Source organism: Kosakonia sp. R1.Fl (genome assembly GCF_023516815.1).
Lineage (GTDB): Bacteria > Pseudomonadota > Gammaproteobacteria > Enterobacterales > Enterobacteriaceae > Kosakonia.
Map to the genome: position 1 here is coordinate 366,931 of NZ_JAMGSQ010000001.1, position 16,299 is coordinate 383,229.

General features: G+C 55.1%; 15 protein-coding genes. 5 read left to right on the top strand and 10 right to left on the bottom strand.

Features of this window, described 5'->3' with window-relative positions; translation table 11 throughout:
• Window positions 1-50: 50 nt before the first annotated feature.
• Window positions 51-602, top strand: a complete 552-nt coding sequence (idi, locus tag M8Q36_RS01720) for an isopentenyl-diphosphate Delta-isomerase (protein WP_249879830.1) — start codon at window positions 51-53, stop codon at window positions 600-602.
• A gap of 49 nt (window positions 603-651) precedes the next feature.
• Here idi and lysS read toward each other — a convergent pair whose 3' ends face one another.
• The 5 genes from lysS to xerD form a co-directional block, all read right to left on the bottom strand.
• On the bottom strand, window positions 652-2,169 hold the full coding sequence (gene lysS / locus M8Q36_RS01725; RefSeq protein WP_097406128.1) for a lysine--tRNA ligase: 1,518 nt from the start codon (window positions 2,167-2,169) through the stop codon (window positions 652-654).
• 9 nt (window positions 2,170-2,178) lie between these two features.
• Window positions 2,179-3,277, bottom strand: a protein-coding gene (prfB, locus tag M8Q36_RS01730) for a peptide chain release factor 2 (RefSeq protein ID WP_096325398.1) whose coding sequence is annotated in 2 segments (ribosomal slippage) — window positions 2,179-3,201 and window positions 3,203-3,277 — 1,098 coding nt in all. Because the reading frame shifts where the segments join, the coding sequence is not laid out codon by codon here.
• Between the two features lie 91 nt (window positions 3,278-3,368).
• On the bottom strand, window positions 3,369-5,102 hold the full coding sequence (gene recJ / locus M8Q36_RS01735) for a single-stranded-DNA-specific exonuclease RecJ (protein ID WP_249879831.1): 1,734 nt from the start codon (window positions 5,100-5,102) through the stop codon (window positions 3,369-3,371).
• A gap of 5 nt (window positions 5,103-5,107) precedes the next feature.
• Entirely contained in the window at window positions 5,108-5,818 is a 711-nt protein-coding gene (gene dsbC, locus M8Q36_RS01740; RefSeq protein ID WP_020455131.1) for a bifunctional protein-disulfide isomerase/oxidoreductase DsbC, read from the bottom strand.
• A gap of 24 nt (window positions 5,819-5,842) precedes the next feature.
• Window positions 5,843-6,739 (bottom strand): site-specific tyrosine recombinase XerD, encoded by an 897-nt coding sequence (gene xerD, locus M8Q36_RS01745; protein ID WP_249879832.1) that lies wholly within the window; start codon window positions 6,737-6,739, stop codon window positions 5,843-5,845.
• Between the two features lie 99 nt (window positions 6,740-6,838).
• Here xerD and fldB point away from each other — a divergent pair, with 99 nt between their 5' ends.
• Window positions 6,839-7,360: a flavodoxin FldB gene (fldB, locus tag M8Q36_RS01750; RefSeq protein WP_249879833.1), complete on the top strand. Its 522-nt coding sequence runs from the start codon at window positions 6,839-6,841 to the stop codon at window positions 7,358-7,360.
• Between the two features lie 13 nt (window positions 7,361-7,373).
• Here fldB and M8Q36_RS01755 read toward each other — a convergent pair whose 3' ends face one another.
• The gene (locus M8Q36_RS01755; RefSeq protein WP_020455134.1) at window positions 7,374-7,790 is read right to left on the bottom strand and encodes a protein YgfX; all 417 of its coding nucleotides are present in this window, start codon (window positions 7,788-7,790) and stop codon (window positions 7,374-7,376) included.
• Entirely contained in the window at window positions 7,771-8,037 is a 267-nt protein-coding gene (gene sdhE, locus M8Q36_RS01760; protein ID WP_020455135.1) for an FAD assembly factor SdhE, read from the bottom strand. The genes M8Q36_RS01755 and sdhE overlap by 20 nt, the downstream gene beginning before the upstream one ends.
• 246 nt (window positions 8,038-8,283) lie before the next feature.
• Between sdhE and ygfZ the strand changes: the two genes are divergently transcribed.
• Complete coding sequence (gene ygfZ / locus M8Q36_RS01765) at window positions 8,284-9,267, top strand: tRNA-modifying protein YgfZ (protein WP_020455136.1); 984 nt, start codon at window positions 8,284-8,286, stop codon at window positions 9,265-9,267.
• 62 nt (window positions 9,268-9,329) lie between these two features.
• Here the strand turns inward: ygfZ and trhA are convergent, their stop codons facing one another.
• Window positions 9,330-9,989, bottom strand: a complete 660-nt coding sequence (gene trhA / locus M8Q36_RS01770) for a PAQR family membrane homeostasis protein TrhA (RefSeq protein ID WP_249879834.1) — start codon at window positions 9,987-9,989, stop codon at window positions 9,330-9,332.
• Window positions 9,990-10,228: 239 nt separating this feature from the next.
• Here trhA and M8Q36_RS01775 point away from each other — a divergent pair, with 239 nt between their 5' ends.
• Window positions 10,229-10,957 carry a MurR/RpiR family transcriptional regulator gene (locus M8Q36_RS01775; protein WP_249882709.1) on the top strand — a complete coding sequence of 243 codons (729 nt, stop codon included), beginning with the start codon at window positions 10,229-10,231 and terminating at the stop codon, window positions 10,955-10,957.
• Between the two features lie 116 nt (window positions 10,958-11,073).
• Window positions 11,074-12,507: a 6-phospho-beta-glucosidase gene (locus tag M8Q36_RS01780; protein ID WP_249879835.1), complete on the top strand. Its 1,434-nt coding sequence runs from the start codon at window positions 11,074-11,076 to the stop codon at window positions 12,505-12,507.
• Between the two features lie 36 nt (window positions 12,508-12,543).
• On the opposite strand, the gene M8Q36_RS01785 is transcribed toward M8Q36_RS01780, so the two are convergent.
• Together M8Q36_RS01785 and gcvP are read right to left on the bottom strand one after the other, a co-directional pair.
• Complete coding sequence (locus M8Q36_RS01785) at window positions 12,544-13,287, bottom strand: SDR family oxidoreductase (RefSeq protein ID WP_249879836.1); 744 nt, start codon at window positions 13,285-13,287, stop codon at window positions 12,544-12,546.
• A gap of 62 nt (window positions 13,288-13,349) precedes the next feature.
• Window positions 13,350-16,223, bottom strand: coding sequence for an aminomethyl-transferring glycine dehydrogenase (gcvP, locus tag M8Q36_RS01790; protein ID WP_249879837.1), 2,874 nt, complete (start codon window positions 16,221-16,223; stop codon window positions 13,350-13,352).
• Between the last annotated feature and the right edge of the window lie 76 nt (window positions 16,224-16,299).

Here is a 16,299-nt window from a genome sequence, read left to right on the forward strand (position 1 = left end):
CGGTAAGTCAGGCATAGCGCCACCCGGCGTTGTTATGTTCGGGAGTCGTTATGGTTATACAAGAGCACGTTATTTTAGTTAACGACCAGGGAGAGGTACTCGGCACAAAGGAGAAATATGCCGCGCACACATCGCATACACCGCTGCATCTGGCTTTCTCCTCCTGGCTTTTTCGCCCGACAGGCGAATGTCTGGTTACCCGTCGCGCCATGAGTAAAAAAGCCTGGCCCGGCGTCTGGACCAACTCCGTTTGCGGCCATCCACAAATGGGTGAAACCATTGAGCAGGCGATTGTCCGCCGCTGCCGCTACGAAGTGGGAGCCGAAATCGCCGCTATCACCACTATCGCACCGGGTTTTCGCTACCGGGAAACCGATCCTTCAGGCATTGTCGAAAATGAGATCTGCCCGGTCTTTGCCGCAGAGATCGTATCGCCGCTTAAAATAAACAGTGATGAAGTAATGGAATATCAGTGGGTTGAACTGGATGCATTGCTACGTGCGCTCAATGCTGCGCCCTGGGCTTTCAGCCCGTGGATGGCGGCGGAAGCCACAAGCGCGGAAAAGCAGTTAAGACAATTTGCCGCAGAATTAGCACAATAAAAAAGCCCCGACGCGACAAACGCCGGGGCTTTTTTTTATCGCTGAGCGATTATTTCACCGGACGCATCGCCGGGAACAGGATCACATCGCGAATGGTATGGCTGTTGGTGAACAGCATCACCATACGGTCGATACCGATACCCAGACCGGCAGTCGGCGGTAAGCCGTGTTCCAGCGCGGTCACGTAGTCTTCGTCGAAGAACATTGCTTCGTCGTCGCCCGCTGCTTTCGCATCGACCTGATCCTGGAAGCGCTGCGCCTGATCTTCCGCGTCGTTCAGCTCGCTAAAGCCGTTACCGATTTCACGTCCGCCAATGAAGAACTCAAAGCGGTCGGTGATTTCCGGGTTCTGATCGTTACGACGCGCCAGCGGCGAAACTTCCGCCGGATATTCGGTAATGAAGGTCGGCTGGATCAAGTGCGCTTCGGCCACTTCTTCGAAGATCTCCGTGACGATACGGCCCAGGCCCCAGCTCTTCTCAACCTTGATACCGATGCTGTCAGCAATTGCTTTCGCGCTGTCGAAATTATCCAGATCCGCCATGTTGGTTTCAGGACGGTATTTCTTGATCGCTTCGCGCATGGTCAGTTTTTCGAACGGCTTGCCGAAATCAAACACTTCGTCGCCGTACGGCACTTCGGTTTTGCCGAGGATGTTCTGCGCAAGCGTACGGAACAGAGATTCGGTCAGCTCGATCAGATCTTTATAATCCGCGTACGCCATATAGAGTTCCATCATGGTGAACTCAGGGTTATGGCGAACGGAGATACCTTCGTTACGGAAGTTACGGTTGATTTCGAACACGCGCTCGAAACCGCCAACCACCAGACGTTTAAGGTACAGTTCCGGCGCGATACGCAGGTACATGTCGAGATCCAGCGCGTTATGGTGGGTGACAAACGGACGCGCAGACGCACCGCCCGGGATCACCTGCATCATCGGCGTTTCCACTTCCATAAAGTCGCGGCCTACCATGAACTGGCGGATACCGGCCAGGATCTGCGAGCGAACTTTGAAAGTGTTGCGGGATTCATCATTCGAGATGAGATCCAGGTAACGCTGACGATAGCGCGCTTCCTGATCCTGCAAACCGTGGAATTTGTCCGGCAGCGGACGCAGCGCTTTAGTCAGCAGGCGCAGCTCGGTGCAATGGATAGAGAGTTCACCGGTCTTGGTCTTGAACAGCTTGCCGCGTGCGCCGAGGATATCGCCGAGATCCCATTTTTTGAACTGCTCGTTGTAGACGCCTTCCGCCAGATCGTCACGAGAGACATACAGCTGAATGCGGCCCCCCATGTCCTGCAAGGTTACGAAAGAGGCTTTACCCATGATGCGGCGGGTCATCATACGGCCCGCAACGGCGACTTCAATGCCCAGCGCTTCCAGCTCTTCGTTCTCTTTGGCATCGAATTCCGCATGCAGCTTGTCAGAGGTCTGATCGCGACGGAAATCGTTCGGGAACGCCACGCCCTGCTCACGCAGTTGCGCCAGCTTCTCGCGGCGAGTTTTCAGTTCATTATTAAGATCGACTGCCGCGTCAGCGCCTTGTGCTTGTTGTTCAGACATGTTGGTTCCTCATAACCCTGCTTTCAAACTTGCTTCGATAAATTGATCCAGGCTGCCGTCCAGCACCGCCTGCGTGTTGCGGGTTTCAACCCCGGTGCGCAGATCTTTAATGCGGGAATCATCCAGGACATAAGAGCGGATCTGGCTGCCCCAACCGATGTCCGACTTGGTGTCTTCCATCGCCTGTTTCTCAGCATTTTTCTTCTGCATTTCCAGTTCATAAAGCTTCGCCTTCATCTGCTTCATGGCCTGGTCTTTGTTCTTATGCTGGGAGCGGTCGTTCTGGCACTGCGTGACCAGCCCGGTTGGAATGTGGGTAATACGCACCGCGGATTCCGTACGGTTTACGTGCTGACCGCCCGCGCCGGATGCGCGATACACGTCAATGCGCAGGTCCGCCGGGTTGATTTCGATATCAATATCGTCATCCACTTCCGGGTAGACAAACGCGGAGCTAAACGAGGTGTGGCGACGTCCGCCGGAATCGAACGGGCTCTTACGCACCAGGCGATGAACGCCGGTTTCGGTACGCAACCAGCCGTAGGCGTAATCACCGATGATTTTAATGGTGACGGACTTGATGCCCGCAACTTCACCTTCGGACTCTTCAATAATCTCGGTTTTAAAGCCGCGCGCTTCCGCCCAGCGCAGGTACATGCGCATTAACATGCTCGCCCAGTCCTGCGCTTCGGTGCCGCCGGAACCGGCCTGAATATCCAGGTAGCAGTCGGCGCTGTCGTACTCGCCAGAGAACATGCGGCGGAACTCCAGTTGCGCCAGTTTCTCTTCCAGCACATCCAGTTCGGCGACCGCTTCGTTAAAAGTTTCTTCGTCTTCGGCTTCAACCGCCAGATCCAGCAGGCCGCTGACATCTTCCAGCCCCTGACGCATTTGATCCAGCGTATCAACGATAGCTTCGAGTGAGGAACGCTCTTTGCCCAGCGCCTGTGCGCGCTCAGGTTCGTTCCACACGTCCGGCTGTTCCAGCTCGGCGTTTACTTCTTCCAGACGCTCTTTCTTGGCGTCATAGTCAAAGATACCCCCTAAGAACGTCGGAGCGCTCCGTGAGGTCCTGAATACGATTTTTTACCGGGTTAATTTCAAACATGGTCTGATTTCTTTTAATGGACTAGTCAAAATGCGGTGATAAGGGCGGAAGTTTACCGGATTCCCGCCCTGTTTTATAGCGAATACTGGCGCTAAAGTGGCCAGAGATTCTCGATGATCAGCTGTACGCTACGATTGCCGCGAAACTCGTTCACATCCAGTTTATAAGCAATATTTACCTGTCGCACACCGTTGTCCGGCCAGCAGGAGGTATCGACGTTAAAAGCGATACCATCAAGCAGCGGACCGCCACCAACCGGCTCCAGCATCACCTTGAGATGACGCTCACCCACCAACCGCTGCTGCAGGAGGCGAAACTCACCGTCAAACAGCGGTTCCGGGAACATTTGCCCCCAGGGGCCAGCTTCCCGCAGCATCTCCGCGACTTCCAGCGTCATCTCCTGCGCCGACAGCGGGCCGTCAGAGACAATCTCACCTTGTAATAACGCCGGATCCAGCCATTCAGTCACCAGCTCGCCAAAGCGCTGGCGGAACTCTTCAAAACGGTGTTCTTCCAGCGTCAAACCGGCCGCCATTGCGTGACCGCCGAATTTGAGCATCATGCCAGGAAACAGCATATCCAGACGCTCCAGCGCATCACGCATATGCAGCCCCTGAATCGAACGCCCCGAGCCTTTCAGCACCCCGTCTCCGGCTGGCGCAAAGGCGATCACCGGGCGGTGAAAGCGCTCTTTAATGCGCGAAGCGAGAATGCCGACCACTCCCTGATGCCACTCGGGATGGTACATCGCTAAGCCGCCGGGCAACGTTTCACCGCTGCGTTCAAGCTGCTCGCACAGCGTCAGCGCTTCTGCCTGCATCCCCTGCTCAATCTCTTTGCGCGTCTGGTTCAACGCGTCAAGATCGCTGGCTAACTGGCGCGCTTCGCCAAGGTTATCGCACAGTAACAGCGCAACCCCTACCGACATATCATCCAGCCTGCCCGCCGCGTTAAGGCGCGGCCCGAGCGCAAAACCGAGATCGCTTGCCGCCAGCTTTTGCGGGTCGCGGTTGGCAATTTCCAGCAGCGCCTTAATACCCGGACGGCAGCGTCCGGCGCGAATACGACTCAGCCCTTGCCAGGTCAGAATGCGGTTATTGGCATCCAGCGGCACCACGTCCGCCACCGTTCCCAGCGCCACCAAATCGAGCAGCTCCGCCAGATTTGGCATCGCCAGGCCGCGTGCCTCAAACCAGCCGTTGTCACGCAAAAAGGCACGCAAAGCCAGCATCAGATAGAACGCGACGCCAACCCCAGCCAGCGACTTCGACGGAAAATCACAGTCGCGCAGATTCGGGTTAACAATCGCTTCGGCATCTGGCAGCGTGTCACCCGGCAGGTGGTGATCGGTCACTACCACCGGAATGCCGAGTTCATGCGCCCGCGCCACGCCGGCATGTGAGGAGATACCGTTATCCACCGTCAGAATAAGCTGCGCACCGCGCGCATGCGCTTGATCAACCACTTCCGGGCTAAGCCCATAGCCGTCGTCAAAACGGTTCGGCACCAGGTAACTGACGTTTTCGCAACCGAGCGCACGCAATGCCAGCACGCTAAGGGCGGTGCTGGTTGCGCCATCCGCATCGAAATCGCCTACCACAATAATGCGCAGCCCTTCACGCAAGGCGTTATAAAGCTGCGTCACTGCATCATCGATACCGGTAAGTTGTTGCCACGGCAGCATGCCTTTAACACTGCGTTCCAGTTCACTGGCCGTGCGCACACCGCGGCTGGCGTATAAGCGACGCAGCAGCGGCGGCAAGTCTGCGGCCAGTTCTGCTGCGTCATCCACCTCACGGCGGCGAAGTTGTATCTGAGCTTTCACGCGAATTATTTACCGCCGGTCGCTTTTTGATGTTGATCGAGGAAGGCTTTCATTTCCGCCGGAGCCTGATACCCCGGAACGAGGTAGCCGTCATTCAGCACGATGGCTGGCGTGCCGTTGACGCCAAACTGCACGCCCAGCGCGTAGTGATTGGCGATGTCGATATCACAGCTGGCGGGTTTCACCTCTTTACCTTCCATCGCATTATCGAAGGCTTTTTTAGGATCTTTTGCACACCAGATAGCTTTCATCTGATTTTCAACTTCGCTCGGCACACCCTGACGCGGGAAGGCAAGGTAACGCACGGTGATGCCGAGCGCGTTGTAGTCTGCCATTTCGCTGTGCAGTTTCTGGCAGTAGCCACATGTGATGTCGGTGAACACGGTAATGACATGTTTTTCCTGCGGCGCTTTGTAGACAATCATCTCTTTTTCCAGCGCGTTCAGATGCGGTAACAGCATCTTCGTGGTGACGTTCACTGGCTGCGCGCCGCTGACATCGTACATCGGGCCCTGGATGATATGTTTGCCATCTTCGGTCACATACAGCACGCCGCTGTTGGTCAATACGGCTTTCATTCCGGCAACAGGTGCGGGCAGCACTTCGCCACTCTGTACACCCAGTTTTGCCAGCGACTGTTTGATAGCCGCATCATCGGCATGCGCCGCGCCGGTAAACGCTGCCAGCAGGGTGAACATCACTAAACCTTTTTTCATAACACATCCTTAGATTGTCAGCATTCACGCCCGCGGGTGATGCTGTTGATGAAGCTTGCGCAGCCGCTCGGTAGCGACATGCGTATAAATTTGCGTGGTCGATAAATCCTGGTGGCCTAAAAGCATTTGCACCACGCGCAGATCCGCGCCGTGGTTCAGCAGATGAGTGGCAAACGCATGGCGCAAAACGTGGGGCGAGAGCTTTTCACTGTCGATGCCCGCAAGCGCCGCATAGTGCTTGATGCGATGCCAGAAAGTCTGGCGCGTCATCTGCTGCGCGCGCTGGCTGGGAAACAGCACATCAATTGAGACACCGTTTAGCAGCCAGGGGCGACCATGCTCCAGATAGTTTTCGACCCAGTACACCGCCTCTTCGCCCAGCGGCACCAGGCGTTCTTTATTGCCTTTACCAATCACTCGCACCACGCCCTGGCGCAGGCTGATATCACTCATCGTCAGGCCAACCAGTTCCGAGACGCGAAGGCCGGTGGCATACAACACCTCAAGCATCGCTTTATCGCGTAACTCCAGCGGTTGGTCAACCACCGGCGCCTGCAAAAGCCTGCCTACCTGCGTTTCACTCAAGTCTTTCGGTAAACGTTGCGGCAATTTAGGTGATGCGAGTAAAGCGCTGGGATCGTCGCTGCGTATTTTTTCCCGATAAAGGTACTGAAAAAAACGCCGCACGGCGCTCAGCAAGCGCGCCGAGCTGGTAGCCTTATAACCACCGCTCACCCTTTCAGCTAACAGCGCTTGTAAATCATCGCTTTGCGCTTTTTCAAGACTGCTGGCGTGGTGGTGCAGCCACTCCACTACGCTTTTCAAATCGCGGCGGTAAGCGTTTAGCGTATTTTCCGCCAGGTTGTTCTCAAGCCAGAGAGCATCGAGAAACTGTTCGATACGTGCGAGATCCTGTTCCATCCAGCGTCTCCTTTACTCAAACGCTGCATTATGCCTGATTGATGTACGATTCTGGTACACTGCGTGAAAAGACACATCAAGAATCGAGAAGTTTACGTTATGAATATCGGTCTGTTTTACGGTTCCAGCACCTGCTACACCGAAATGGCGGCAGAAAAAATTCGCGATATTATCGGCCCGGAACTGGTGACGCTGCACAACCTGAAAGACGATGCTCCCGCCCTGATGGAACAGTACGATGCGCTTATTCTGGGCATTCCAACCTGGGATTTCGGCGAGCTGCAGGAAGATTGGGAAGCGATTTGGGATCAGCTTGATAACCTCAATCTCGACGGAAAAATCATTGCGTTGTACGGCATGGGCGATCAGCTCGGTTACGGCGAATGGTTCCTCGACGCACTCGGCATGCTCCATGACAAACTGGCCCCCAAAGGCGCGACATTCATCGGTTACTGGCCGACAGAAGGCTATGAGTTTACCAGTAACAAACCCGTCATTGCCGATGGGCAGCTCTTTGTCGGGCTGGCGCTGGATGAAACCAATCAGTACGATTTAAGCGATGAACGTATTCAAGGCTGGTGCGAGCAAATACTCACGGAAATGGCGGAACGGCTCGGCTGAGCCATCACCCGCCTTAATGCAGCCCCTGCGCCGGATTTTGGGTGATCATCCGGCGTAGATCGCGCCACTCCTGCGAATCCATACTGTCTGCCGCCAGCCATAAATGCTGGCGCCGCCCATCTTCCGCACGGCGTAAACGCAACATCATGCCGCCGCGGATCATCCAGGGCGTACCGACAATATCCCACTCCACACCTTGCCAGCGCAGGCGGGAATCCATCAGCAATTTGATCTCGCCGTGGCAGGCGTTGATCCGCCGCTGGCTGCGCACGCAGTCGAAAACCACCAGCGACAGCAGCAAAAGCCACAGCGGCGTATAGCTCAACGGCCAGGGCATGAAAAGAATGAACGCCGCCACCAATCCGTGCAGTAATAACGAAATCCATTGTGCGCGCCATGAGACGCGTAAATCAGATTGCCACAGGACCACGATCCCGATTCCGTGTCTGAATTAACTGCACCATTCGCTGCAACTCCGCGTCCTGGGGTTTGCCATGATTCATCAACCAGTTGAATAAATCCGGATCATCACTCTCCAGCAGACGCACAAACAGGTGCTTGTCATGGTCGCTGAGCGAGTCGTACTCGTGTTCGAAAAAAGGCATGATGGAGATATCGAGTTCGCGCATTCCGCGGCGACAGGCCCAATGGATACGGGCTTTATTATTAATATCCATGTTCTTCTCCCTTCATAGGCATGAGGGCCTATTGTAACGTGTTTTTAATATTCCTTTTGCGGAATATTTCGCTTCCCGGACCAGCTTCCAGAATAAATCGCATCGTCTGCAAAATTATCACTGTGCTGCGTAGCGTCTCGCAATGCTCGCACAATGGCACAAATCGCATGCTTTATCGCTTGCATTGAACAATGGCTCTTTTACCATTAAGTACCAATACAGCGTTAAGCTAATCAGGACATTATTATGGCTTTTACTCCATTTCCTCCGCGTCAGCCGACCGCATCCGCCCGTCTGCCGCTGACGCTTATGACGCTCGATGACTGGGCGCTGGCAACCATTACCGGTGCGGATAGCGAGAAATACCTGCAAGGCCAGGTTACCGCTGACGTGTCGAAGATGGCGGCGGATCAGCATCTGCTGGCGGCGCATTGCGATTCTAAAGGCAAAATGTGGAGCAATATGCGGTTGTTTCACTATCAGGAAGGGTTTGCCTGGATTTTACGCCGCAGCGTGCGTGAATCACAGCTTCGCGAACTGAAAAAATACGCCGTATTTTCAAAAGTCACTATCGCCGCAGATGACGAACATGTGCTGCTGGGCGTTGCTGGTTTTCAGGCTCGCGCCGCGCTGGCTAATCTCTTCACAACGCTGCCGGATAGCGAAAAGCAGGTTGTACAAGACGGTGAAACAACCATTCTGTGGTTTGAACATCCGGGCGAACGGTTCCTGCTGGTTACCGATGTCGCAACAGCAGAACAGGTGACGGATAAACTGCGCGGTGAAGCACAGCTTAATAACAGCCAACAGTGGCTGGCGCTGAATATCGAAGCCGGGTTACCCGTAATTGACGAGCCAAACAGCGCACAGTTTATTCCGCAGGCGACCAACCTGCAGGCGCTGGGTGGCATCAGCTTCAAAAAAGGGTGCTACACCGGGCAGGAGATGGTTGCTCGCGCGAAATTCCGCGGAGCCAACAAACGTGCGCTGTGGTACCTGGCAGGCGCTGCCAGCCGCACGCCGGAAGCGGGTGAAGATCTTGAGTTAAAAATGGGTGAAAACTGGCGTCGAACCGGTACGGTGCTGGCATCGACTCAGTTGGATGACGGCCGCGTACTGGTTCAGGTCGTGATGAATAATGACATGGAACCAGACAGCGTGTTCCGCGTACGCGACGACGCCAATACGTTAAGCATTGAGCCGCTGCCCTACTCGCTGGAAGAAGAATAATCCGCGTTAAAACATCCGCGCATGCTACAGCCGGGCCGGCACAAGCCGCCCGGCGCTACCGTTTAAACTTGTCCGACGTACAAATAGATTGCCAGGAAGTGACACACACTGCCGCCCAGCACAAAGCCGTGCCAGATCGCGTGATTGTAGGGGATACGTTTACAGACGTAGAAAATGACGCCCAGCGAGTACACCAGCCCGCCGACAGCCAACAGCGTCACGCCGCCCACCGATAACCGCGTCGCAAGCTGATAAATCACAATCAACGACAGCCAGCCCATCGTCAGGTATGTCACCAGCGACAGCACTTTGAACCGGTGCGCAATGGTGAGCTTAAACAGGATCCCCAGTAAGGCCAGGCCCCAGATAACAATCATCAGCCCACGCGCCAGCGGTGAATCCAGCCCGACCAATAAAAAAGGCGTATAGGTTCCGGCAATCAACAGATAAATGGCGCAGTGGTCAAATTTCTTTAACCATACTTTTGCGCGCTGATGGGGGATCGCATGGTACAGCGTGGAGGCCAGAAACAGCAGGATCATGCTGCCGCCATAAAGTGCGTAGCTGGTAATCGCCGTCATGCTGGCGTTGCTGTCTATCGCCTGTACCAGCAGCAGTACCAGGCCGACAATACCGAACAGCAGTCCGATACCGTGACTGATGCTGTTGGCAATTTCCTCTGCCAGTGTGTATCCCTGCGCGATTAAAGGTTTCTTAACCATGGTAACTCCGGGAAAACTCAAAAAAACGTCGCAACACTAGAGTAACTGAGAATGATTCCAGTGCACACCTGTACGCTAAAATAAATATCGTTGATGAATGTTTCATGACGCGGGCAGCCCTCCATGAATGCGAAAGTCAGGGAAACGGTGCCGGAGTTATGGCAGCATGTGAGCACGCAAAAAGCCTGCCGGGTTGCATTGGGCTACGTTTACAGCAAGCAAAGGATATCGCCGTGACAATGTTTACTCACTCCACCATCGCCAGCCTGAATACTCTGGAGATGCTGGTTTACAACTTTGTCATCAAAAATCGCGACAAAGTGATGTACATGACCATTCGTGAACTGGCCGATGCAGCGGGCGTCTCCACCACGACCGTGTTGCGCTTTTGCCGCAAGCTCAACTGCGAAGGCTACTCTGAATTTCGCGTACGTTTTAAATTATATTTAGAGCAAAATGAGCCGCCACAAGCGAATTTTGGCGCCAGCGAAGTGATCAGCTTTTTTAAAAGCGTCAACAATGATGAGTTTGATAAATTATTAGATAACACCGTTGAGATTATATTATCTTCCGAGCGTATTATATTTGTCGGCGCAGGCACATCTGGCGCGCTGGCGAAATATGGCGCAAGATTCTTCTCAAATATCGGTAAATTCAGTAACCATATCGACGACCCTTATTTCCCGGTCACCAATGATATGGCGAAAAACGCGCTGGCAATTGTCCTGTCAGTTTCTGGTGAGACGGAAGAGATCCTGCGCTTTGCCAGTCAGTTCAGCCTGCACCACTGCAAGGTGCTGTCGATCACCAGCCACGAACACTCCCGACTGGCAAAACTGGCGGACTTTAATATCTCCTGGCATGTGCCGCAAATGCGCATTAGCGGCGGCTACGATATCACCACGCAAATCCCTGTTATTTATATTCTCGAGTCGCTGGGACGTAAACTGGCGAAGAAAATAGCATAAAAAAACAGTATGTTTTTTCGGTGTAACAAATTACCCCAGCGGCAATTTGTTATATCGTGACATTTAATTCGCCTTTGTTAGACTCGTTATCAGCCAATATAACGGGAATAGCAACAATGAAAAAATTGACCTTACCGAAAGACTTTTTATGGGGCGGCGCGGTTGCCGCGCACCAGGTTGAAGGCGGCTGGAATAAAGGCGGCAAAGGCCCGAGCATTTGCGATGTTCTGACAGGCGGCGCGCACGGTGTTCCACGTGAAATCACGCAGGAAGTCGTCGCGGGCAAATATTACCCGAACCACGAAGCCGTTGATTTTTATGGTCACTATAAAGAAGACATCAAGCTGTTTGCCGAAATGGGCTTCAAATGTTTTCGCACCTCCATCGCCTGGACCCGCATCTTCCCGCTGGGCAATGAGCAACAGCCGAATGAAGAAGGGCTCAAGTTTTACGACGACATGTTTGATGAGCTGCTGAAATACAACATCGAGCCGGTTATCACGCTGTCCCACTTCGAAATGCCGCTGCATCTGGTCCAGCAATACGGCGGCTGGACCAACCGTAAAGTGGTCGATTTCTTTGTACGCTTCGCCGAAGTGGTTTTCGAGCGCTATAAGAGCAAGGTCAAATACTGGATGACCTTCAACGAAATCAACAACCAGCGCAACTGGCGCGCGCCGCTGTTTGGCTACTGCTGTTCCGGCGTGGTCTACACCGAACATGAAAACCCGGAAGAGACCATGTACCAGGTGCTGCACCACCAGTTCGTGGCCAGCGCCATGGCGGTCAAAATCGGCCATCGTATTAACCCGGAAATGAAAATTGGCTGCATGCTGGCGATGGTGCCGCTGTATCCCTTCTCCTGTAAGCCGGACGATGTGATGTACGCGCAGGAGTCAATGCGTGAGCGTTATGTCTTTACCGACGTGCAACTGCGCGGCTACTACCCTTCTTATGTGCTGAACGAATGGGAACGCCGTGGTTTTACCATCAACATGGAAGCCGGTGACGAGGCGATTTTGCGCGAAGGGTGCTGCGATTACCTCGGTTTCAGCTACTACATGACTAACGCGGTGAAAGCGGAAGGCGGCGCTGGCGATGCGCTCTCCGGTTTCCAGGGCAGCGTCCCGAACCCGCATGTTAAAGCGTCTGACTGGGGTTGGCAGATTGATCCGGTTGGCCTGCGCTATGCGTTGTGCGAGCTGTATGAACGCTACCAGAAACCGCTGTTTATCGTCGAGAATGGCTTCGGCGCGTACGACAACGTCGAAGCTGACGGCAGCATCAACGACGATTACCGCATTGATTACCTGCGGGCACACGTTAAAGAGATGGTCAAAGCGGTGACCCACGATGGCGTGGATCTGATGGGTTATACCCCGTGGGGCTGTATCGACTGCGTCTCTTTTACCACTGGCCAGTACAGCAAACGCTACGGCTTTATCTACGTGAACAAGCACGATGACGGCACTGGCGATATGTCGCGTTCCCGTAAAAAGAGCTTTAACTGGTATAAAGAAGTGATTGCCAGCAACGGCGAAAATCTTTGACGTTGTTAACTCCTCTCTCTGGCGGGAGAGGAGTGCTTATCTGCCACCGGCTAAATCCAGAAAACTGCCGGTAACATACGACGCTTTGTCACTTAACAGCCAGACAATTCCCTGCGCCACTTCTTCCGGTTGCCCACCGCGCCGCATCGGGATCGCGCTGCTCACCCGGTCCACACGCCCTGGCTCACCGCCGCTGGCATGCATCTCTGTATAGATAAACCCCGGACGCACGCCATTCACGCGGATACCATTAGCCGCAACTTCCAGTGCCAGCCCGGTCGTTAGCGTATCGACCGCGCCTTTGGAGGCCGCATAATCCACATATTCACCGGGCGAACCGAGGCGCGCCGCAGCCGAAGAAACATTAACAATCGCGCCGCCGTGCCCGCCATGTTGAGTGGACATCCGTTTGACCGCTTCGCGACAGCACAGGAAGTAGCCCGTCACGTTGGTCGCCAGCACGCGATTAATACGCTCTGCGCTCAGTTGCTCCACCCGGCTTTGCTGAAACAGGATCCCGGCGTTATTGACCAACGCGGTAAGCGGTTCCGGTTTTTCATCTATACACGCGAACATGGCCTGTACCTGCGCTTCATCGCTGATATCGGCCTGCACCGCGAACGCATGACCACCCTGTGCGATGATTTCCACCACCACGCCGTCGGCAGCGGGCTTGTTGCTGTGGTAATTAACCGCAACGGTGTAGCCTTCCTGCGCCAGCAGCAGCGCGGTTGCGCGGCCAATGCCCCGACTGCCGCCGGTGACTAATGCAATCGCCATCTGTGTCTCCTGAAAAGTAAAAGGGCGCCGAAGCGCCCTTAAAAGATAGCCGAATCAGCGTATTACTGATATTCGCTCATCGGTACGCAGGAACAGAACAGATTACGATCGCCGTACACATCGTCCAGACGCTTCACGGTCGGCCAGTATTTGTTGGCAAAACCAGCCGGGAACACCGCCAGTTCGCGGGTGTAACCGTGGTTCCATTCAGCCACCAGCTCATTCTGTGTATGCGGAGCGTTAACCAGCGGGTTATCTTCCAGCGTCCACTCGCCCTGTTTCACACGTTCGATTTCCGCGCGAATCGCCAGCATGGCATCGATAAAGCGATCCAGTTCGACTTTGCTTTCTGATTCAGTCGGTTCCACCATCAGCGTACCGGCAACCGGAAAGGACATGGTCGGCGCATGGAAACCGTAATCGATCAGACGTTTAGCGATATCCAGCTCGCTGATGCCGGTCTCTTCTTTCAGCGGGCGAATGTCGAGAATACATTCGTGCGCGACGCGACCATCACGTCCGGTATACAGCACCGGGAAAGCCTCTTTCAGACGGCTGGCGATGTAGTTGGCATTAAGGATCGCCACCTGGCTCGCTTGTTTCAGCCCTTCCGCGCCCATCATGCGGATATACATCCAGCTGATTGGCAGAATCGACGCGCTGCCAAACGGTGCCGCAGAGACCGCGCCCTGGCGGGTGAGCATCCCTTCAATCTGCACCACGCTGTGACCCGGTACAAACGGTGCCAGATGCGCTTTCACGCCAATCGGCCCCATGCCCGGACCGCCGCCGCCGTGCGGAATGCAGAAGGTTTTATGCAGGTTGAGGTGCGACACATCCGCGCCGATAAAGCCCGGCGACGTGATGCCCACCTGAGCGTTCATGTTCGCGCCATCCAGGTAAACCTGGCCGCCAAACTGATGCACCACTTCGCATACTTCGCGGATCGTCTCTTCATACACACCGTGGGTGGACGGGTACGTCACCATGATGCAGGAGAGGTTGTCGCCCGCCTGCTCTGCTTTCGCACGCAGATCGGCCAGATCGATGTTGCCGTTTTTATCACAAGCAACCACCACAACCTGCATCCCCGCCATCTGCGCCGATGCCGGGTTGGTGCCGTGCGCAGAGCTTGGGATCAGGCAGATATCGCGGTGACCTTCATTGCGGCTTTCATGGTAGTGACGAATCGCCAGCAGGCCTGCGTATTCGCCCTGCGCGCCGGAGTTTGGCTGCATGCAAAGCGCATCATACCCTGTCAGTTTTACCAGCCAGTCGGAGAGCTGGGCGATCATCTGGTGATAACCTTCTGCCTGTTCCGGCGGACAGAACGGGTGCAGTTCGGCAAATTCCGGCCAGGTGATCGGGATCATTTCCGCCGCCGCGTTCAGTTTCATGGTGCAGGACCCCAGCGGGATCATCGCCTGGTTCAGCGCCAGATCTTTACGCTCCAGCGAGTGCATGTAACGCATCATCTCGGTTTCGCTGTGATAGCGATTAAATACCGGATGTGTCAGGAAAGCGTCTTCGCGCAGCATGCTCTGCGGGATAGAACGGCTGTCGAGCGCGACCTCTTTGTCCAGTGCGTCAATATCGAGGCCGTGTTTATCACCCAGCAGCACATTAAACAGCACCTGCACATCTTCACGCGTGGTGGTTTCATCCAGCGTGATGCCAACGGCGTTGAGAATGTCGCTACGCAGGTTGATCTCCTGCGCTTCGGCGCGGGCCAGCACGGCGGCTTTGTCCGCGACATCAACACACAGGGTGTCGAAGTAGTGCGCGTGGCGCAGTTTCAGGCCGCCACGCTGCAAACCGGCAGCAAGAATATCGGTCAGGCGATGAATACGTCCGGCAATGCGTTTCAGCCCGGCCGGGCCGTGGAACACCGCGTACAAGCTGGCAATGTTGGCCAGCAGAACCTGCGAGGTACAGATGTTGGAGTTAGCTTTCTCGCGGCGAATATGCTGCTCGCGCGTCTGCATCGCCATGCGCAGCGCGGTGTTACCGGCGGCATCTTTCGACACGCCGATAATGCGGCCTGGCATGGAGCGTTTGAATTCATCTTTTGCGGCAAAGAATGCCGCGTGCGGGCCACCGTAGCCCATCGGCACGCCAAAGCGCTGCGCGGAGCCGAACACAATGTCGGCGCCCTGTTTGCCCGGCGCAGTCAGTTGCACCAGCGCCAGCAAATCAGCGGCGACACTAACCACAATTTTGCGGGATTTCAGCTCATTAATCAGCGCGCTGTAATCATGCACTTCACCCGTGGTGCCGACCTGCTGGAGCAGTACGCCGAACACATCCTGGTGATCAAGAACTTTGGCCGCGTCATCAACAATCACATCAAAACCGAAGGTTTCGGCACGAGTGCGCACGACGTCCAGCGTTTGCGGATGCACATCGGCGGCGACGAAGAAGCGGTTGGCACCTTTCAGTTTGCTGACGCGCTTCGCCATGGCCATTGCTTCAGCCGCCGCAGTGGCTTCATCCAGCAGCGACGCGGAAGCGATATCCAGCCCGGTGAGATCGAGCGTAACCTGCTGGAAGTTGAGCAGCGCTTCAAGGCGACCCTGCGACACTTCTGGCTGATACGGGGTGTAAGCGGTGTACCAGCCCGGATTTTCCAGCATGTTGCGCAGAATAACTGGCGGCAGCTGCACGGCGGTGTAGCCCATGCCAATGTAAGACTTAAAGCGCTTGTTGCGGCTGGCAATCGCTTTCAGCTCGGCCAGGGCCGCGAACTCAGTGGTCGATTCCCCAACCTGCGGCGGTGTTGCAAGCTGGATGTCTTTTGGCACGATCTGGCCAATCAGTGCGTTTAACGAATCCGCGCCAACTGTGTTCAGCATCTCCTGCTGTTGCTGAGCATCCGGCCCGATGTGACGTCCAATGAAAGCGCCACGGTTTTCAAGCTGGCTTAAAGTCTGTGTCATGAGCGATGGTTCCTGAAACGTGCAGTGAATCGATGTAGAAATTACCTGAATACGCTAAGCCCTTCGCGTGGCAGGA